Origin of the sequence: Shewanella sp. 10N.286.54.B9, assembly GCF_041468565.1 — a bacterium.
GTDB lineage: Bacteria > Pseudomonadota > Gammaproteobacteria > Enterobacterales > Shewanellaceae > Shewanella.
In genome coordinates this window covers 83,148-103,426 of record NZ_JBFRIY010000044.1, presented here as the reverse complement: position 1 = coordinate 103,426, position 20,279 = coordinate 83,148, and the positions used below count along the sequence as shown (strand labels likewise).

The window sequence follows — 20,279 nt, the reverse complement described above, 5'->3', positions numbered from 1 at the left end:
AAACACAAGTTAACTAAATCAAATTATCTAAGTTAAAAAAATGGAGTTTTTAATGAAACAATTTACTCATTCAGCGGTTGCTGTCGCGTTAATTTCTGCACTTGCTGCATGTGGTGGTTCTGGTTCTGACAGTACACCAACAACTGAACCTGATAACTCTTTCTCTTTCGATGCCACTGAGATGGTGACCAACCTTACAGAGGACGTCATCGTTGCTGGTTACAATGACTTAGCGGGCGAAGGTGAAGCTTTGTTACTCGCAACTCAAACATTGGTTGCAACCCCTACCCAGGCGAATTTAGAAGCAGCACAAGATGCATGGAAAGCGGCGCGTCAGCCTTGGGAGCAAGGTGAATCGCACATCTTCGGCCCAGTAGACTCAATGGGGATTGATCCACATTTAGATAGCTGGCCTTTGAACACCATTGATTTAACCACTGTTCTTTCTACAACGACAGGTTTTGATGCTGAAACCATTAAAAGTTGGAATGATGACGTGCAAGGATTCCATACTATGGAATACCTATTATTTGGTGATGGTGTCGCTGATAACACTAAAGCCATTGCAGATCTAACGGCCAACGAACGTGACTATTTAATGGGGCTTGCTGAAGTATTCCGTGATTACACTAAAGACCTGGATGATGCATGGGTTGTTAGTCATGACGCTAGCACGGGCAAAGCTTATGGTGAATTGCTTAAAAACCCTGGTAGTGATGGCAACACATTTTATAGCTCAAACGTCGGTGTAGTTGAAGAGCTAATTAACGGCATGATTGGTATTGTTGATGAAGTGGGCAACGGTAAAATCGCCGACCCATTTGGTGATACTGCCGCTAAGGCTGATACCTCAAAAGTTGAGTCGCAATACTCTTGGAACTCGCTAACTGACTTTAGTAATAACATCATTGGTGTACGTAATGTCTACCAAGGTGAGCTGACTGGTGCTGCAGACAAGCAAGGTATTGTTGATTTCGTTGCTGCGGCAGACAAGGACTTAGCCACGCGTGTAGGCACTGAAATTGATAATGCTATTTTGACTATTCAAGCGATTGAAGGCTCAAATGACATGCCGTTCCGTCAAGCTATCTCTGATACTGAAGGTCGCACCCGCATCGAAACTGCAGTAGAAGCATTAACAAAGCTGCAAACAAGCCTAGAGTCAGATGTACTTCCACTACTAAAGACGTGGAAAGTGTAAATAAGTGACTTTTAAAAGGCATAGGGAGTCTCTCCCTATGCCTTTTTTATGTAACCACCGGCATTTAGGTTTGTAGCTGCTAGGTAGCCTCACAAGCTAAATCGACGGTAGAACGTGTGTGGTAACAAAATGCGAAATAAAAATTATAAATTTAGATCAAATTCTATCAAGCTTAATGCTTTAGCAATCGCTACAATATTAAGCTTGTCGGCATGTGGCGGTAGCGGTGATGATGAGACGACACCTACACCGGAAGAGAAAATCTATCCTGCCTATACTGATATCACAGCCAGTGGCGGTGATACCACAACCTATGATGCTTCCGAATCTGGCCATGGTTTCTCAACACCAGCACCGAATTTAACTGATGAAGAGCTGGCGTTACATTTGGATGGTGACCTTGGCTTTGAAACCGCTTTTACAACCGCGCCGAACCCGGCACATCCAGATTTAGATGGTCTTGGTCCAGTATTTAATAATGCCGACTGTAACTCTTGCCATCAACGTGATGGTCGTAATTCAACGCCGCAAGTTACCGCAGGCGAAACTCGAGTTAAGCTGGGCTCTGAAGCTGGTATTTTTCTAAGGATAAGTAAAGCGCCTGATGAGCCATGTGTTACAGGTACTGCGGCAAACAACTATTGTGCACCCATTGCAGTACCAGATTTTGGCGGTCAGTTATTTCATCGTGGCGTGTTAAAGGCGCGCTCAGACTGGCAGCAAAATATGTTTATTGGCCAAGCAGATGTCTACCTGTCCTATGAAACTAAAACAGTTACCTATAGTGATGGCACGAGTGTGACCCTAAAGAAACCACTGTTTAATGTTGAGAACCCTTACGATGCACCTGGGGAAACTAAATCAAGCTCAAATGTGACCTCTAATCTGCTTCAAGACGATGTGCTTATGGGCTGGCGTAATGGCATGCCAGTGTTTGGCTTAGGTCTTTTAGAAGCTATTCCTGAAGCCGATATTGTGGCAAATGTTGATGCTGAAGACAGTAATAACGATGACATTTCGGGGCGTGCAAATTACGTATTTGATGCGGTAAAAGCGCAAAGTGGTGATAGTCACCCGGTATCGTTAGGTCGCTTTGGTTGGAAGGCCAATACACCAAGCGTCAGAGTACAGTCATTAGGTGCATTGCGTGGCGATATTGGTATTACTAATCCGTTATTTCCCGATGAAAGCATTAAAGGCACCGCGCTGCATGATGATTACCTCGTACGTACCGGCTTTACCGATACTGGAGAGGGGATCGATGGTGAACCTGAAGCCAATGCTGAATTTAGTGACTCAGTCGTGTTTTACGCTGAAACATTAGCGGTTCCAGCAAGACGAAATGTCACAGACCCAAATGTTCGAGAAGGTGCGCGTCTGTTTGAGCAACTTAACTGCAGTGGCTGTCATACGCCTAGCTTTGTCACTAAAGCCTCGGGTGATATTGGTGGCACAGAGATGATTGCGGGGCACAAGAGCCAGACCATCTATCCTTTTACTGACATGCTATTGCATGACATGGGTGACGAGCTGGCGGATGGTCGTGCTGATTTTCTTGCCGACGGTAATGAGTGGCGAACCCGTCCACTATGGGGAATAGGCTTGACCCAAACTGTTAATCCTCAAGCTGGTTTCTTACATGATGGCCGAGCAGCAACGCTGGAAGAAGCTATTTTATGGCATGCTGGAGAGTCGCAGCAAAGTACTGATGACTTTATGGCGCTTACGGCAACAGAGCGGTCTCAAGTTATTGATTTTTTGATGTCTCTCTAATCTAAGGCTGTAACAATCAAAGGGAATACATTTTTGTGTATTCCCTTTTTTAATTTTGTGAGGTAGGTAAAGTTAAAACGGCTTATCGCTTGGAAGCTCGTGATCTGATTCAATTAAAAATACTCGATTTTCACCTATGATTAACCCAATTAAATTTTACCTATAGGGGAGCATCTGGTGAGCAATATTCTTATCGTTTATTCAAGCGTACATGGCCAGACCCGCAAAATTTGTGCTTATCTTGAAAATAAGCTGGTAACTTTAGGCAATAAAGTTAAAGCCGTTAGTATCGATGAAACCGTTGATTTGGCCGCGTTTGACAAAATCATTATCGGTGCAAGCATTCGTCATGGTAAGCATAACCCCGCTGTTTATGACTTTATTGAAGCCAATCAAACCCTGCTAGAACAGAAGCCTAGTAGTTTTTTCTCAGTCAGTTTGGTTGCAAGAAAGCCATTGAAAAATACAGCAGAAACGAATCCTTACATGCAGGCCTTTATTGAAAAGTCTCCATGGCTTCCTGAACTAGTAGAAGTGTTTGGTGGTAACCTCAATTACCCAAGTTATGGTGTTGTTGATAGAAGCATTATTCGCTTTATTATGTGGATGACTAAAGGGCCAACTGAAGCTGATACTAATATCGAATATACCAATTGGCAAAAAGTAGAGGCTTATGCTGATAATGTCGACCAGCTGACGGTCTAATTTGTTGTTTTGAGGCGTTAAGTTACCAATTTGAGGTGAGAATGGCTAAATCAAGATTACAGAAAGTTCTGAACGTTTTCGTTGCGCGTCAGCACATCATGATTATTATTAGCGTTGCTTACCTCATCTTGACCAGTGGTTGGATCTTGATGGGGCGGAGTTTAAGAAATAATGCCAGCCTCTGGGATCTTAGCCATGTTTATCTTGGATTGTTCGCTGCTGTTCTCGCTGTTTCATTCTTAATTACCACATGCCTAAAGGGAAAGTGGCGTCAGTACTTTCCTTGGCTAATCGCAGATTTCTCACAACTAAAAAGTGATTTACAGGGGCTGGCAAAAGGTAAGGTACCGATTGCGGGTGGCAGAGGTCTGTTTAGTATTGTTGAAGGCCTAGGGTTGCTATTATTTTTAGCTGTGGGGTTTACGGGAGTATTGTGGTTTGTAACCCAAGGCTCTAGCGACGCGCTAATGTGGCGTAGTTACCATATCGTTTGTGCTAAAGGTTTTATTGGCTTTATCGTGGTGCACGTTATCTTCGCTTGTTTACATCTGCTCGACTTTATCCGTAACTAATTATCGCTAATACTGAAACAAAGCTTTTATCTTTAAAGGCTTTAAACTAACTTATCCCTATGGACTCGTTAGTGAAGGGTAGGCGTTTGCGGCCAAAGGTTATTCAGCTTATTGATGATGCAAAACTGGGTGGTGTTAATATAGCACTAGAAAGTCTTGCGGCCTCAAAACTGAAACATGAGTTTCAATTCCAGTTAGTTCACACTCAACTTAACCTGCCTAAATTTAGTCACTATGACGCATCCGTTATAGTGATCCACGCTGCAATGAGTTGGAAAAAAATACCTGCACTTTTAGCATTGAAAGTCGCCAATTGGTCGACGCCTATCTTGTATCAAGAGCATCATTATAGCCGTGAATTTGTTGGCCATTGTGTGGACAATCCTACCCGTTTTAAATGGATGCTCAAACTTGGTTATGCCGTGGTCGATAAGGTGCTTAGTGTTTCTAATCAACAGGCTGATTGGTTGGTGAGCTTTTGCCAGCAGCCTGAAAGTAAAATAGCTCGAGTTGGGCAGGCTAAAGAGTTAGCTTTGTTTAAGGCTGTCGCTAAGGGGGAACGTCATAGTCCGCTGCGGTTGGCCGCTTATGGACGGCTGACTAAACAAAAAGGTTTTGATTTATTAATCAAAGCGATTGCTCATTTCCCTGATACCGAAGTCACCTTAACTATTGCGGGTGATGGTGAAGATAAAGAGGCACTACAACAGTTGGTTGAGTGTCAGTCGCAAGTCCGATTTATTGGCGAAATAGAGGATGTAGCCAGTTTTCTGAGCACTGTTGATGTGGTGGTGATCCCTTCTCGCTGGGAACCTTTTGGGCTCACTTGTATGGAGTCCGTTGCTGCTGGCAAACATGTTATTTTACCCGCAATTGATGGCTTAGCCGATCAATTACCTGATTCTGAAGAGTGCATAGGCTTTGAGGTTATTACCTCTTTGTCTGTAATTGGGATCATCGAGGCGATAGACAACGTAAATAAGAGAACTGACATAGGTGTTAGCGAGAGTCAACGCCATGCAACCGAGCTAGCTTGGGAAAACATGCTGGAACGGTGGCGGCAGTTATTAATCCAGTACAAATGAAGCTATTTTAGCGGGTACAAATACAAAAAAGGCGCCTTTAGGCGCCTTTAACATAAGTAAATGGTTACTTATGTTCTACCGCTAGGTAGTTGATTAGGTCGATAAGCTCACCAAGAGTACGGACAGAACTCATGTTAACGGCATATTTGTCGTTAACCACGAATGCTGGAACGCTTTGTACTCTAAACTCTTGCTGCTGTGCGCGCCATAAAGCGAGTTTAGCATTAGTTTCTTTACTGTCCGCAGCTGCATCATATTGCGCGCTATCTACGCCAAATTTGGCGAATACAGCTTTGATGTCGTCACGGCTTTTTAACGGTTCGGCATGTTTATGTCCTGGAGCGCTATGGTCGTGCTTTTCACCATTGTCGCCCTGAATAACCTTAAACATAGCATCAGTAAGTGGCTTTGGGTTATCTAAGGTTTGAATCACTGCAAGAGAGCGCATGACTTCAGTGTTGATTTCAGTGTTTGCAAAATCAACATGTTTGCTGTCAAAGGTTACTTGTTTATTTAGATTGGCTTTAATGTCTGGTAGGTACATCTTTTCCATATTGAAGCAGTTACCGCAGTAAAACGAGTAAAACTCAGTCAGTTTAGGCTCACTACTTGGTGCTTTATTTGTAACAACAGTGAAGTGTTTACCTTCAACGAATTGTGCTGCAAAGCTGCTCATAGGAGCGACTACTAGGGTTAGTGCTAAAGCGATATGTTTAATCAAGCTAATGTCCTCAAAGTGACCTTGGTCTTTATCGACAAGGTTATATAGTAACGAAAAATACAGGTATTAAGCGTCCGTTACACTAATTTATATAGTTGTTAAGAATAAAACCAGATGCTTAATTATGACTTAATTTTTCCTTTCTGACATGTACTAGAGTGTGACATATATAATGCTTTAGACGGGAATCGAAACTTTTCATATTAAAGTTTGTAGTGCTTCACAATCTAGATTGAATTCCTATAGATTTTTTATTTTGTCAGGAACTTTATGGCATTAGTGGACTATATAACATTAACCTGCAACGGTTACGTTTCAGCTGATGCCATGGTTCAATATTAATAATTTAAGCTTTTCATAGACATCACGACTAAGATTAACCTGATTAAGCTAGCGACTTGTGTTAAATTTTAGCCAGATATTGAGTTTTTACTGTTGAGCCGAAGCGCTCTGGGTTAAAACCAAAAAGTCATGTTGGGGGAAATGGATTTGAATACAGCATCATATTTAGTTATAGGTTCGATGGTATTTACTGGAATGGGGCTGACTGCCAAAGCTGAAGGTACTGATTGGCGAATTGCTTTTGGTGGCCATAATACCATTGTAGAGCAGGTTGACTCACATACTCTGGGCGCCCATGCTGGCTTTTTTGTTGAGCATGTCACTGAGTCTGATATTAGCTGGAAAGGTAATATCGATATTTTTATCGATGACGATAAAGATAAGCTCGACCCTGACCATATCCCTATTTGGTTCCAAACCGCTTGGTCAGTTGATGGTAATTTGTATCGCTTTTCACCGACAATGAATCTGCAGTGGCAGGTGACTCTGGATGGTAAGCGCAATACGGTAAGCTCGGTAGAAAAACAATCGAAACTATTTCCAGCCATTGTCGCTCGATTCGATAATCAAAAGTTTTATGCCGGCCTAACGCTAGGTGGTGGTCATTATATGCTTGAAATTGATGATGATGTGCCAAGAGAGCGTGGCTATGATCGTGAAGACTTTCAAAATAAAACTGGCGCTTATACTGTTGCGGCAGATACCCAGATAATGCTGGGGGAGTCGTTTGATATCTATGCGGGCGCTCAAACATGGAATGATGGTAGCGACTGGCTAGAAAATAAATACTCAGCTGTTTTTAGCTATCACTCCGATAGCTGGATTGAAGACAGCGAGGTAAAGCTTAGTATTGAGCACAGTGAATACAACTTAGATCCATTTGATAATCGCGACAAAAACGATGCTGACTATTTAGCTATTTTGCCTTGGGATAACGACACGTTAGTTCGAATATATGTCGACATGCCTTGGGGTTAAGTGACGTTTTAAAATAATAATACTAAGAGCTGCCAAAGGCGGCCTTTAAAGTGACATCACTGTCTTTGTGTGAGCGCTATGAAAACCTTTTCTTTGTTAGTTTTACTGTTTGCCACACTAGTGGGCGTTGTCATTTCAGTGGCCATAGGTCAAAGGCTGTATGTGGAAGAAACTCAAGCTATTGAGGTTGAGTTTAGTCACGATATTGATGATAAAGCTCGGGTGTTGGAACAGGAGGTTATGCTTAATATTGAAGTTTTGCATGCGCTAAAAGGCGTATTTATAAGCTCTGAAAATGTCAGTCGTGAAGAGTTTCATCAAGTAGCCACTAGTTTTCTTTTGCGTCATCGTAATATTCAAGCTTTAGAATGGGTGCCAAAGGTTACTGCTGATGAACGGGACTCTTTTGAAAATAACCAACAGCGAACTGATCCAGACTTCGAAATTGTGGAAACATCGGTTAGTGGCGATTTAGTCGCAGCCAAGAAACGCAGTTACTACTTTCCTATTCTTTATATGGAACCTAGTTTTGGCAATGAAAATGCGCTGGGCTTTGACTTTGCTTCCAATTCTAAACTTATCCCGCTACTCAATGACTCAAGAGATCTTGGTACACCTATCGCGACTGGCGGTGTGGACCTTACTCAGGTTTACGGGCAAAAAGCGGTGGTTATTTTTCTTGCCGTCTATGAAGGTGAATCTAATACGCTAACTAAACGCCGAGAACGGCTTATAGGGTATGTCACCGGCGTGTTCAGAATTGCAGATATGTTCGATAGCGCGATAAAAAGAACTTGGGTGCAAGGGATCTATTACACCTTAGAAGATATTACCAATGATAAGCACCAAGCCCTTTATAGTAATTTGTCTGCTGACGTTTCAGCTACCTTACATCAAAGTCATAGTGAGATAGTTTATCAGCGGCCATTAACCCGTTTTAGCGGCCGGCAATGGCAAATTCATGCTATGCCAAGTGAAGGCTATATTGCAGAGCGACGAACTGCATTTCCCTATTTAGTTGCGCTGTTTGGCATATTAGGCTGTATGGTATTGGCCATCTATGTGTTCTTTATCATGAGGCACAGTCATATGGTTAATATGCAGGTACTTGGGCGTACACGAGATCTCAATGAGGCGAAGAAAAAGCTTGAAGCACTATCAATGACAGATAGTTTAACTCGCATCGGTAATCGTCGTTTTTTTGATGATGCTTTTGAGCGAGAATGGCAGTTAGCAATTAGGAACAAAACGCGGCTTGCGCTACTAATGATAGATATTGATAACTTTAAGAGTTACAACGATACCTATGGTCACCTTGCTGGAGATAAATGTTTAATTGAAGTGGCTAAAGCAATCGCTGAAGCTTTGCATCGACCTAGTGATGTGGCTGCGCGCTATGGCGGTGAGGAATTTGTGGTGATTCTGCCCCACACTCGTGATTGTTTATCACCCGCCCAGCGTTGCTGCGCAAATGTTGCGGCACTCAATATTGCCCACTCAAGCTCTACAACCCGCCCTTATGTCACTGTCAGTGTTGGAGTTACCAGTATTATCCCAACAGAGTCTGACGATATGGTTAAGTTTGCCGCTGTTGCTGATATGGCGCTTTATAAAGCTAAAGAAAATGGCCGTAATCAAGTGTTTGTTGATGCTGAGGCGATAATACCTAAAGCGCCGTAGTTTGGTCAGTCGTTAACTTATGCCGCGAAGGGCTGTGTTGTTAGTTTTTTAATACTGCAGTGAATTGATTCACTTGCTGCGATGAGCTGAACTTTAGTTATCATCAAATAGTAATTTAATTATATTTTGTTATGATTTAGTCAGTTTAATAATTTGATGAGATATCGATGTTGAATCCACTGTGGCTTAAAACGTTCGTTACGCTTGCAGAGGTTGGGCATTTTACTCGCACAGCCGAACAGTTGTTTATGACTCAACCTGGCGTTACTCAGCATATCAATAAGCTTGAGAACCAAGTTGGAACTTTACTGTTAACTCGCATAGGTAAAAGCTTTGAATTGACTGATGCTGGCTTGCAATTATTATCGTACGCTAAAACTAAAATCATCGAAGAGGAGCATCTACTGCAGATATTGCAGACTGATGAGCCCCATGCTGGAACGTGTCGCTTTGCTTGTTCGGGTGCCTTAGCAATGCACTTCTATCCTCGATTTGTCCAGTACCAGCTGCAACATGAACAGCTGCAGGTTGCTTTAGAAGCAGCCCCTAATAGCAGAATTATAGAGAGCATATTAGACAATAGCATCGATGTTGGCATTGTCACACAGCAGCAATCTTCGCTGGAACTGAATCAACTGTATTTAGGCAAGCAAGCGCTATGTTTAGTGCTGCCACCAAGCTTCAAAGGTCGTGAAATAACACTGACATTGCTGGAGGATATAGGCTTTATCAATCATCCTGACGGCCATTATTACGCCGAGCAACTGCTGAGTGCTCAGTTTGGCAATGAGTTTGTCGGTATGAGTAAGCTGAAGCAGCGTGGCTACATTAATCAGCTAAACCAAATTCTATTACCTGTTTCAAAAGGTTTAGGTTTTACCGTTCTGCCGCAGATTGTTGTCGATGAATATCCTGAGCCCTTGTTTATTGCTAATACTTTGTCTGAAGTGGCAGAAGAGCTATATATGGTCAGCAAAAAGCAACGTCAGCTGCCAAGTCGTTATCAATGGTTTATCGATACGATTTGTGAGCAGTTGACGCCACAGTAACGGTCAGCAAAGTTAGCTGTTACTCTGCGCCAACTCAGAGTCTTCACGTTTATGTTGTTGGATAAGGCGGTATTCAATGATGCTGGAGATGATAAACATCATCAAGTAGCCACAGCCCATGGCAAGTATCACCGCAACCACGTTATCAGTGAACATTCGTAAAATGTAAAACATCGCTATTAGCGTCACAACCCCAGCTACTCTAATCGACAAACTTTGTAAAAAGTGGCCATGAGCTTTGATGTAGGCCACCTGAAAGGCGTTAAGCATCATAAAGCCAAAGAACAGTGCAAAGTGCATCAATACCGGAGCTGCAGTCGCATAAGTCGATGGGAATACTAGTGTGACCAACTGTTTGCTGTAAAAAATCATAGCGAGAAAAAATACAGTGCTAATAGCAATACCTAGGGTGTAAAACCAGCGCCGCATTTGCGCTATCTGTTGATGCTGCCCCTGCCGTAGACATTGTGCTATTTCCGGCAGAATATATCGATAGACGGGGAACACAAACAATAGCGTCATGTAGGCGAACATGGGTCTCACAACAACTTGGAAATCACCGAGCTCATCAACGGTAAAGTAAGCGACGGTTAGCAAAACGGTGATGTAAATCATTAAAATGCTCGCGCCTACCTCGAGAGAGGACAGCATGCTTTTTTTCACAAAGCTGCGCATTTCAGGGTCTAGCTGCACTGGTGCAAGTGGCGTGGTGGCTATCTCTTTACGACGTTGAATAAACATATAAGCTGCTACGGCGATACTCGACAGCATTAAGCTAAAGAACAGTGATGAAACCGCGCTTTGTTGCAGTAAGTAATAACAGAATAGAAATAAGGTTATTTGTACCATAGGCTCTATCCATATTGCCTTATTTGCAATGTGGTACAACCGATACATACCTATTTGATTGGTGAAATAGACTTTAAAGCCCATTCCTAGAATGATACCGACTAGCTGCACGTATTCGACATCAATTTTGAGCTGATGCTTTATATAGGGCAGTACAATTCCCCAGGTGAGTAGTACCATTAATATCAATGAGTAACGGAAGATATTAGTAATGTCTTGCGCATTTTTAGTTTGCGAGAAACTCACCACCATAGAGGTTCGAAATCCGCTTAATAAGATTAACGACAGTGAGATGATATCGACAACGGTGTGGTAGAGGGCAAGATCGCTCTTAGCGACCCATTGAGCCAACCAGATTTTAAACGCTAGTCCAAGGGATATACTGGCGAGAGTAGCCCATATTGCCGATATAAAAGAGCGCTTTGCCCGTTCGAATGAAGTTTCTGACATAGAAGAATATAGCTCGCTGATAACGGCATGAGGTATTGATACTAGGCAGAAATATTACGTGACTATTATCAGCGCAGCAGAAATTTCGTTAAAAGGTGTGATCTTGTTAGAAAACTACTGACTAATTAATTAACCCAAGCAATTTTTATCCAGTAAGAGGAATTTCTGCGGCTAGTCTTTAGTCAAAAACATGTGGGCAAGCTGAGTAGTCATTGAAGCTATCATCCCAGCGGCGAACATCATTAGCGCGGCGCCAGCGGCTGTGCCAAAACTCCATTAAACAAGTGCCACCATCGAGTTCGACTAGAAAGGTATCTTGCTCTTTGACCTGGTCGTAAGGCGGATAGTCTTTATTGCGTCCCCAAGTAATACCACCGCGGGAATCGGCCCAGTGTTGCCAAAAGTCATCGATGCTAAGCCACTGCTCTGTAGGCTTATACCAAGCTACAGCTTCGCCTGAATGGATAATTACTTGGCCATGATAATCGCCTGTTCCTGCCGTGATTGCGGTTGCGCTAGCAGTTGATATCATAAAAAAGCCACTCATTAGTACAAATGAAACTAGTATAATTTTAATCATAAATATCTTTGGTTTGGCGAGAAATAGCTTTAAGTATAGTTGCATTTATTTACTTCTAAACCATCCGGTAATTGAAAGGCGTTGCATAGGAGTATAAGGGGGCAAATAGGTAACAGCATGAACATGACGAACATCAAATATCGTCATAGAGTTAAATTTTGGTGTCCAAGCTTCCCTTGGGGTGCCGTCATCTTGGTAAAATTGAAGTAAGCCGCCCCAGTCTGGATGCCATTGAGGGGTAAATCCAAGCACAAAAGCAAGAATTCTTCCTTCACGTTCAACCACGTCATTGTGTCGAGTTAGAAAGTTACCTGGCGTATAACGAGTACCTTGTGCACTTGCTAACTTTATATCTGAGCGTCCGGATATGTAACGCAGCTTTTCGAGGGCTTCTTCACTGTTGAGGTAGTTTTTTACTTCAATTAAGGGGCGCGGGCTTAAAGTATTAATCATGTGACGACCATACCAAAACCCTACGCCTTTAGAAGCATCACTATATAGATTCGAAAACAGTTGTTTACGATCTAGTTGAGACATTTTTGCTAGATCTTGTTCAGACGACTCAAGTGCACGACCTTGCTGAGTATAGGCATGTTTGAATTGAGTATTCTGGCCTAGGCTTTGACCTATAAGGCTTGCATGCTCTGGTGTCCAAATATTATTGACTGTGACTCTAAGGTCTTTTTGGTATTCAGCTTTAACCGCATCCCAGTCTACGCTGGTTGAAAATGTACTTTTCAATGTCTCTCCTTAGATTTTTCACTCGTTTATTTGTTTGCGTCTATACGGAATTTAACAGAATAATTACTTAATTAGGTGTGTTAAATGTTTGTATTTATAAAAGGTACCAGATATTACGGTTTTATTGGCGATAATAAGGTTATTTGTTTACCTTTGGTAAGGGGATATTCTGATTTTGTTTAAATGATGTCGAATATAAATTTTTAGTTGTAGGTTTTTGCGTGTTTCACGCATTGTTCATTAGGGGAATTAAATGGCTCTAAAATCCAATGTTAGCGTTTTTTGTAGCAGTATTTTTGCTATTACATTTTTGCCTTTTTTTGCACTTGCGGCACCAGCAGCTAATGTGAAAACTTCCATCGATAGAGCTGAAACCCCTGATAATGTGAAGGAAAAACTGCTGCTTCCCTATTTTTTTAACTCTGATTCTATGGGGCTTAATATTGGTTTAGGCGGTATGTTGAGTGGATATTTTCAAGACCAAATGACCATTGGTGGCACCGTCTTTGGTGGTGATGTAAGTCGGGGGGCGGGCTTAGGCGTTTGGAATTTTAAGCTGCCCAAAACCGAACGGTTTTTTTTAAGTACTTATGGTTTTCTTGGTTATTATCCTGATCAGCGTGCCTACGCTGGGGCTGGGCGGGAGTTTATTCCTGCAGGCACGCCATTACCGGGTAGTAACGACTCTACTAATTTACAGTTTTTAGAGGCGGATGGTTCTTCTAATTGGTTTGATATAAAACTTGAGTACGCATTGCCTATAGGGGCGACAAAAGATAAAGGCATGGTGGAATATAAGCTTGAAAACGGCTTATTAGTTTCAGAGCCGAGCGGCGGAGATAGTTGGAATCCGCTGGAAAGTGGGGCTACTGTGGTGGTACTACGGCAGTTTAATCGGTATCAAAGTTTTGAGTTTGCCGATGACGAACTTGATGGCACTATCCATGCCATCGAGCTGGGGATCTTGTACGACAATACTGATTTTTCAGTTAACCCATCTACTGGTAGTAGCCAGTACTTCTCAGTTTCACATGATGCTGCTTGGCTAGACTCTGATAATGAGTGGACCTTTGTGAATCTTGATATGAGTAAGTACTTCTCATTTGGCGCGTCAGAATATGCAAGCCAACGTATTCTCGCACTTAACTTTTGGACAGGGTACTCACCTTCTTGGGAGCTTGAATACGACGACCAAGGCGGACGCCAAGTTATCAACAATGCTCCATATAATGAAGGAGCGACTTTGGGCGGTTTCTACCGTATGCGCGGTTTTGACCAAAATCGCTTCCATGATAAAGCGGCCATTTATACCAGTGCGGAATACCGCTACACCTTAAAATACAACCCCATTGAAGACATCAATTGGCTTAAGTTTTTACGCTTAGATTGGTTCCAGGTTGTAGGGTTTGTAGAAGCTGGCAGAGTGGCTCCTGAGTATACCGCCAGTACATTACTGTCAGATCTAAAAGTAGATTACGGCTTATCGTTAAGGGCATTAACGGCTGGATTGGTGGTTCGTTTTGATATCGCTCACTCAGATGAAGCAACAAACGGCTGGGTTATGGTGGATCATCCTTTCTAGGTTTAATGGCTATATTAGGGAAGTGTTTTTGTTTCGATTAAATAGAATGAATGCAACGGTAATTTGTGTTATTCGTTCTAATATTTATTTGCTAACTTGAAGGTGATCAAAAATACTTTAGGTAAAACAGATGAACATAATTAAGCAATATCCAGCGCATAAAACCATGGACGGCGATGGGGTTAATATCACTCGAATCGCCGACTTTACGGGTAGTAATCTTGATCCATTCTTAATGATAGATGAGCTTAAATCTGCTGAGGAAGCAGACTATATTGGCGGTTTCCCTCCTCACCCACATCGCGGCATTGAAACCTTCTCCTATATTCTTAAAGGCGGCATGGAACATAAAGATCAACTCGGCAATGTAAAAACGATACAGGCTGGAGAGGTGCAATGGATGAGCACTGGCAGTGGGGTTGTTCATTCCGAGATGCCGTTAGCGGATAGTGATTATGGCCTACATGGTTTTCAAATCTGGCTCAATATGCCTGCAAGTGAAAAAATGCGTCCAGCCCGCTATCAAGATACGACGAGTACACCTATTCCAGAACTTAGAAATTCAACTGGAGCGCAAATTAGAGCACTCGCAGGCGAGTGGCAATTTGCGGGGCAGTCTGTTATTGCACCGATTCAAGAGCTGGCAGGTAATGCAGAAATAGCCGATGTTAACATTGAGGCAAACGGCAGTGCAGAGTTGATGTTAGAGCAGCATGCTTTTGTTGGTTTATACATCTATTCTGGAGAGTTGCTCGCAGCAGGAGAGGTTTATCGCGCGCAACAGCTATTGATTGTTGATGCAAGCAAAGTGATCAGCTTAACTGCAAGCAATGCTGGTGCGAGTGTGTTGCTCTTGGCTGGCACGCCTATTAAGGAAGATATTGTGCACATGGGGCCATTTGTGATGAATAGTGAAGCTGAGATACGCCAAGCTATCGATGACTATCAAAGCGGTCGTTTTGGAGAGATACCACCAGTCTAAAACTCAGTATTTTTGGAGCAAGCTATGCTGTCTCAAAGCTTGCTCCGTCAGTGTTTACAGCTTTGACGCCGGCATTATCTTTGCGCTAGTGACGAATTTAATCGGTGTTTTGTTAGGATTGTTTTTTGAGGGTGAGTAATTTTCCACTGGAAACTGGTCAAGCTTTGCTTGGGTCATATAGTTTTCAGGTGTGGTGCTAATTAGCTTTTTCTCGACCTCTTTTCCGTTTGAATCGATAGTGACTTCATAAACCCACTCTCCCGCACCCTTGGGCAACCATTTGGGTTTACTGTTATACATTTTGGGTTTTTTATATTGCACTACCCAATAGTTCGACATGTCGTCGACATTAATTTCAATCACTGCAGAGCTAAATACAGGCACTATTTCTTCTTTAGGTGTTGACTGGCAAGCCATAAGTGCGAGCGCCAGAATGACAAGGTAAATCTTGTTCATTTTCACTGTCCTTAGTGTGGTTATTTGATTATTGCTGGAAACGCTGCTTTTTTTCGATTTCACATTCATCAACTGGTTGAGGGTCATTGCTCCGGTCTGTTATCCAGCACTGGTCGTAAATAGAGCAGTAGCAAAGACTTATTTTTATATCGTTATCAATAGCCAGAAAGAGTTTGTTCTGAGCTCCTTGATATATTAGTGGTTGGATAGATTTTTCAGCGGGCAGGATTCGTTGACTAATATGTGACTGAGTAAATCTAGGGATTTCTGGAATTTCGTCCCATCTTTTAATTGATTTAGATTTGTATGTTACAGCAGCATACTTGATGATAGCGGGACCAGTCCCATTGTTGCTCACACCGTAACTAAAGCTCTGATCACTATAGCTGCGAAAAATCTCCAACCGAGGCCATACAGATGCGCGAGCATAGGCTCTATCTATATAAGCGGAGTAAATACCGACTACAGTAGTAACCACACTAATCAACAGCGCAGACAGCGCCACGATCATTTCGGGCTTCTTATACCACGAGGCTTCTTCCATGTTACAAATCTTCCTGTTTTAATATTCTTGTTGAGTTTTTACTTATTAAATTCAGCTGTATAGCGCAAAATATTACCACCTTGCTACTTGTGGCTACAACCCTATAAATCTGGGGGCGTTACGTTGCAGGTTTATAGAAAAGCGAGCAGCAATACTCGCTTTTATCTATCAATCTAATAGGATTTAATTCGCCCCGTTTAACGCTGATTATTCTCTATATCAAAGATCACTTCGCCGTCGACCCAGGTTTGCAGCACTTCAGCTTGCCAGATCTCGCTGAAGTCATCTTTGATGATATCGCGATCGATAAAGATGAAATCGGCTTTCATCCCTATATCTAAGCTGCCTATTTGATGCTCTTGGTGCGCTGAAAAAGCCGCCGCCGTGGTGAAGCTTGTCAGCGCTTGGCTGATGCTCATACTTTCATCTGCATACCAACCTTTATCTGGTTGGTTGTTATGATTTTGACGGGTGACAGATGCATGTAGCCCATAGAAAGGGTTGGCTGATTCCACCGGGAAATCTGAACCCGCGGCAATCACAGCATTGGCTTTAAGCAGTTTTTGCCACGCGTAGGCACCTTTAATGCGATCGGGCCCGACTCGGTCTTCTGCCATATTTTTATCGCTGGTGGCATGGGTTGCTTGCATAGAGGCAATAACACCCAGATTGGCAAAGCGCGGAATATCTTCGAGGCGGAGGATTTGTGCATGCTCTACTCGATGACGCAAAGCTTTAGTATTGGTTTGCTTAATAAGAGCCTCATAGGAATCTAGAACTAACTTATTGGCATGATCGCCAATAGCATGAGTATTGACCTGAAACCCTGCTTGCATTGCGGTTAACATATAGCTCTTAAGCTGTTTATCGCTATGGAGCAGCAGCCCTTTATGGCCATGAAGATCTGAATAATCTTCGATTAATGCAGCTCCTCTGCTACCCAATGCGCCATCAGCGGAAATTTTAACGCTGTTAAAATCGAGCTTTTGCGACGGATGGTGATACGGACCTTCTGCCATCAAATTATTGAATTGACTATCACCCGCTGCAACCATGCCATATACCCTAATCGGCATCTCATCTCTATTGGCTAAATTCTTATAGGCAGTAATGGTATTGCTGCCCACACCGGCATCATGAACACTGGTTAAACCTAAACGCGCAAGATCGGTCATTGCAGTTTTTAATACAGTTTCTTGCTCGCTGATACTCAGTGCTGGAATAGCTTGGCTTATCAAACTCATTGCATTGTCGATAAACACCCCGCTTGGCTCTCCATTCTCATTGCGTATTATCTCTCCGCCAGCAGGTGCTTTGCTGTCTTTGCTAATTCCGGCTAATTTCATTGCTGCACTATTCGCCCAACCTGCATGACCATCAACTCGTCTTAACCATACCGGTGTGTCAGGAAAGTGTTTATCCAGCGCCGCAGCAGTGGGGAAGGTTTTACTTGGCCACAAGACTTGGTTCCAGCCGCGCCCCTGCACCCAAGAAAGGTCAGGGTTTTGTTGGCGAAACTCGCGGGTGCGTTTTACGGCTTCAGCTTCCGACAAGCTGCCGCGCAGGTTGGTACGCATCAAGTTGAGCCCCCAACCAAGCACATGGCCATGGGCATCAATCAACCCAGGTAGCATGGTTTTACCATCGGCGTCGATGACCCGCATATCTGTGTTTATGTGGGGTTGTTGCTGGTTGTAGAGGCGGGTTATTTTGTCATCTTTGAACTCTATCGCGTCAAAAGTGCTGAGTTGGCCATTATTGATACTGTAGCCATTAACGTTTTTTATCAGAGTGGTTTGAGCATGGGCACTGCAACTTAATGCTAATAACGCAGGGTAAATCCATTTGTTGATATTTTTCATGACGTTCACTGTCTTAATTTGCTGTTGTTTTAGTTGGTATTATACCCATCCGACCTGAAAATGCAGGGTTCAGTGGGAGTTTAATGGGCTTTAGTCACAGGCTCATTGCTCCATGCTGAACCTAAGCACCTACATCCATATAGGCGAGGCATTGATTGCAGCTAATGGTTGCTCCCTTGGTAAAATTAATAACACAGAGTAAAGCCCATGTTTTTTATATAAGAAACGCCCATCGAAGAAGGGGTTGTGCAAGCCCACTTTGTTGTTGCGGCAACTTAAAAGGGAATAACCATTTCCACGTAAACGCGCCTAGAATTGAACTAGCACAACACCTCTGAAACGAGCATTTGCAAGTGGGATGGGTATAGATACTAACAGTTGCGGTTCATTACGCAATACGTAGCTGTTTCGCGTTATGATTGGTTAATCTATAGCAAAGTACAATGCAGATTAATGCGCTGGGAATCGGTATGAGTTTATATAAATTTGCCTTAGTGGCTGATAAATCAGTACAAATAAGGCAAGCGCTTGGCGCCGAAGCGGAGGCTTATTTTGCCGCTATGGAAGCGGCAGAGCTGGCCTTCTTCGGTTCAATAATGAATGAGAACAACCAGCACAAGCTTGATTGGTTACTGCTGCGCACGCACCTGATTAGTCGCATGAGTGACAAGGACATTGCAGCACTTACTGCCTATCGAGTCGACAAAGTTCAAAATGTTGCTGACCATCTTGATGGAAATGAACGGCACATATCTATCGTTACCATCGATACCTTAGCGGCGGCGATGACTGATATTAAAGCCCAACAATGGATTGGTTTTGACACTGAAACTGCGGCAACCTTTGACAAAGGTCGTCGCAACACCAACCCCGTATCTTTGATTCAAATTGCGACAGCGACTCACTGTTACCTGTTTAGAATGGTTGGCAACAATATATCGGTCTTTCAAGCGGCGCTAGCAGAGGTACTGTCTGATAAATCCAATATCCTTAAGATTGGCATTGGTCTTCGCAGTGATGTGAATGCGATGAAGCGTGATTTCAATATAGCGTTAAGCCCGATGTTAGATCTCAATTGGTTGCTCAATCAGCTTGGTGCAGCGAAACAGATGGGGACAGTACAAATAGCTGCAAGCGTATTATCGCTTAAGTTACCTAAGAGCAAGCGGGTGACATTGTCGAATTGGGCGTTGCCACTCGACAGACCATTATCAGATGAACAAGTTTTGTATGCCGCAGCCGATACGTTGGTGGCATTAGATATTTTTCACGGATTGTTTGCACAGCTAGCTCCTTATAAAATGCTTTGGCCGAATACAATAAAGCAGCGTTTTCTGGAAGAGGAATGACAGTGATAAAGAAGGGACAATTAGTTCGTTGGAACGACAGTAAAGGCTATGGCTTTATCAGACTTGAAGCTAAGGGTTCAGATGCGGGATCTGAAGATGTATTTATGCATATGTCTGCTCTTGAGCCCATGGGGAGGCGTCCTCAGCTAGGTGATGTAGTCTACTTCCAAATAGAGATGCAAGCCGATGGCAAGAAAAAAGCATTTGCTGCGCGTATTGAGAAGAGCGACATCGGTTTTGATGGCAATAAGCGACGTAAAGCAGCAGTAAAACCCGTTAAGCCACAAAAGCCAATTAAAGGCGTGTTATATCGTATTGCGATAATGCTGGTGGTATTAGCGATTGCCAGTTTTGTGTATAACAAAACTATAGCGCCAATGACTGCAAACACCGCACTACCAGTTATTTCAAATGCTATTGCCGCAGATGACTCGCAAATTAGCCAAGCGTTTAAGCAACAGCTTAGTGGTATACAAGTCCAAAGTGCTGGCGTGGTCAGTAGAATACTCAATGATGACAACAAGGGCAGTCGTCATCAGCGGTTTATTATTAAACTCAATAACGGACAAACGCTGTTAATTGCTCATAATATCGATTTAGCCCCGAAGATTAATGGTTTGAAAGAGGGTGATACGGTGAGCTTTTATGGTCAATATGAATATAACGATCGCGGCGGCGTGGTGCACTGGACTCATCATGATCCTAATGGTCGCCATGTGGGTGGTTGGCTAAAGCATCAGGGAAGAACTTACCAGTAATAGCTTTTAGGGCGGCGAAC

Annotated in this window: 19 protein-coding genes; 12 read left to right on the top strand and 7 right to left on the bottom strand. The window is 43.0% G+C overall.

What is annotated here, in order from left to right:
• Window positions 1-52 precede the first annotated feature (52 nt).
• The 5 genes from AB4135_RS16360 to AB4135_RS16340 all read left to right on the top strand — a co-directional run bounded on the left by AB4135_RS16360 (window position 53) and on the right by AB4135_RS16340 (window position 5,336).
• Window positions 53-1,201: an imelysin family protein gene (locus AB4135_RS16360; protein WP_371994536.1), complete on the top strand. Its 1,149-nt coding sequence runs from the start codon at window positions 53-55 to the stop codon at window positions 1,199-1,201.
• A 129-nt stretch (window positions 1,202-1,330) separates the two neighbouring features.
• The gene (locus AB4135_RS16355) at window positions 1,331-2,974 is read left to right on the top strand and encodes a di-heme oxidoredictase family protein (RefSeq protein ID WP_371994535.1); all 1,644 of its coding nucleotides are present in this window, start codon (window positions 1,331-1,333) and stop codon (window positions 2,972-2,974) included.
• 177 nt (window positions 2,975-3,151) lie between these two features.
• On the top strand, window positions 3,152-3,679 hold the full coding sequence (gene hemG / locus AB4135_RS16350) for a menaquinone-dependent protoporphyrinogen IX dehydrogenase (RefSeq protein WP_371994534.1): 528 nt from the start codon (window positions 3,152-3,154) through the stop codon (window positions 3,677-3,679).
• 41 nt (window positions 3,680-3,720) lie between these two features.
• The gene (locus AB4135_RS16345) at window positions 3,721-4,251 is read left to right on the top strand and encodes a cytochrome b/b6 domain-containing protein (RefSeq protein WP_371994533.1); all 531 of its coding nucleotides are present in this window, start codon (window positions 3,721-3,723) and stop codon (window positions 4,249-4,251) included.
• An 86-nt stretch (window positions 4,252-4,337) separates the two neighbouring features.
• Window positions 4,338-5,336 carry a glycosyltransferase gene (locus AB4135_RS16340; protein WP_371994532.1) on the top strand — a complete coding sequence of 333 codons (999 nt, stop codon included), beginning with the start codon at window positions 4,338-4,340 and terminating at the stop codon, window positions 5,334-5,336.
• A gap of 64 nt (window positions 5,337-5,400) precedes the next feature.
• Here AB4135_RS16340 and AB4135_RS16335 read toward each other — a convergent pair whose 3' ends face one another.
• Window positions 5,401-6,057, bottom strand: a complete 657-nt coding sequence (locus tag AB4135_RS16335; protein ID WP_371994531.1) for a thiol:disulfide interchange protein DsbA/DsbL — start codon at window positions 6,055-6,057, stop codon at window positions 5,401-5,403.
• Window positions 6,058-6,546: 489 nt separating this feature from the next.
• On the opposite strand from AB4135_RS16335, the gene AB4135_RS16330 reads away from it, so the two are divergent.
• The 3 genes from AB4135_RS16330 to AB4135_RS16320 all read left to right on the top strand — a co-directional run bounded on the left by AB4135_RS16330 (window position 6,547) and on the right by AB4135_RS16320 (window position 10,106).
• Entirely contained in the window at window positions 6,547-7,377 is an 831-nt protein-coding gene (locus AB4135_RS16330) for a hypothetical protein (RefSeq protein ID WP_371994530.1), read from the top strand.
• A gap of 78 nt (window positions 7,378-7,455) precedes the next feature.
• Window positions 7,456-9,057 (top strand): diguanylate cyclase domain-containing protein, encoded by a 1,602-nt coding sequence (locus tag AB4135_RS16325; protein ID WP_371994529.1) that lies wholly within the window; start codon window positions 7,456-7,458, stop codon window positions 9,055-9,057.
• A gap of 167 nt (window positions 9,058-9,224) precedes the next feature.
• A complete protein-coding gene (locus AB4135_RS16320; protein ID WP_371994528.1) occupies window positions 9,225-10,106 on the top strand; it encodes a LysR family transcriptional regulator in 882 nt (293 codons plus the stop codon).
• A 12-nt stretch (window positions 10,107-10,118) separates the two neighbouring features.
• Here AB4135_RS16320 and AB4135_RS16315 read toward each other — a convergent pair whose 3' ends face one another.
• From AB4135_RS16315 to AB4135_RS16305, 3 genes are all read right to left on the bottom strand, one after another.
• Window positions 10,119-11,405, bottom strand: a complete 1,287-nt coding sequence (locus AB4135_RS16315) for a hypothetical protein (RefSeq protein WP_371994527.1) — start codon at window positions 11,403-11,405, stop codon at window positions 10,119-10,121.
• A 178-nt stretch (window positions 11,406-11,583) separates the two neighbouring features.
• Window positions 11,584-11,937, bottom strand: a complete 354-nt coding sequence (locus AB4135_RS16310) for a hypothetical protein (protein WP_371994526.1) — start codon at window positions 11,935-11,937, stop codon at window positions 11,584-11,586.
• Between the two features lie 93 nt (window positions 11,938-12,030).
• A complete protein-coding gene (locus AB4135_RS16305) occupies window positions 12,031-12,726 on the bottom strand; it encodes a 2OG-Fe(II) oxygenase family protein (protein ID WP_371994525.1) in 696 nt (231 codons plus the stop codon).
• A 253-nt stretch (window positions 12,727-12,979) separates the two neighbouring features.
• Here AB4135_RS16305 and AB4135_RS16300 point away from each other — a divergent pair, with 253 nt between their 5' ends.
• A complete protein-coding gene (locus tag AB4135_RS16300; protein WP_371994524.1) occupies window positions 12,980-14,308 on the top strand; it encodes a BamA/TamA family outer membrane protein in 1,329 nt (442 codons plus the stop codon).
• A 130-nt stretch (window positions 14,309-14,438) separates the two neighbouring features.
• The gene (locus AB4135_RS16295) at window positions 14,439-15,290 is read left to right on the top strand and encodes a pirin family protein (protein WP_371994523.1); all 852 of its coding nucleotides are present in this window, start codon (window positions 14,439-14,441) and stop codon (window positions 15,288-15,290) included.
• A gap of 54 nt (window positions 15,291-15,344) precedes the next feature.
• On the opposite strand, the gene AB4135_RS16290 is transcribed toward AB4135_RS16295, so the two are convergent.
• The 3 genes from AB4135_RS16290 to AB4135_RS16280 all read right to left on the bottom strand — a co-directional run bounded on the left by AB4135_RS16290 (window position 15,345) and on the right by AB4135_RS16280 (window position 18,152).
• On the bottom strand, window positions 15,345-15,746 hold the full coding sequence (locus AB4135_RS16290) for a hypothetical protein (RefSeq protein ID WP_371994522.1): 402 nt from the start codon (window positions 15,744-15,746) through the stop codon (window positions 15,345-15,347).
• Window positions 15,747-15,774: 28 nt separating this feature from the next.
• Window positions 15,775-16,290: a hypothetical protein gene (locus tag AB4135_RS16285; protein ID WP_371994521.1), complete on the bottom strand. Its 516-nt coding sequence runs from the start codon at window positions 16,288-16,290 to the stop codon at window positions 15,775-15,777.
• A gap of 197 nt (window positions 16,291-16,487) precedes the next feature.
• Window positions 16,488-18,152: an amidohydrolase gene (locus AB4135_RS16280; RefSeq protein WP_371994520.1), complete on the bottom strand. Its 1,665-nt coding sequence runs from the start codon at window positions 18,150-18,152 to the stop codon at window positions 16,488-16,490.
• A 470-nt stretch (window positions 18,153-18,622) separates the two neighbouring features.
• Between AB4135_RS16280 and AB4135_RS16275 the strand changes: the two genes are divergently transcribed.
• Complete coding sequence (locus AB4135_RS16275; protein WP_371994519.1) at window positions 18,623-19,501, top strand: 3'-5' exonuclease; 879 nt, start codon at window positions 18,623-18,625, stop codon at window positions 19,499-19,501.
• Window positions 19,498-20,259, top strand: coding sequence for a DUF3465 domain-containing protein (locus tag AB4135_RS16270; RefSeq protein WP_371994518.1), 762 nt, complete (start codon window positions 19,498-19,500; stop codon window positions 20,257-20,259). The genes AB4135_RS16275 and AB4135_RS16270 overlap by 4 nt, the downstream gene beginning before the upstream one ends.
• The last annotated feature ends 20 nt before the right edge of the window (window positions 20,260-20,279 follow it).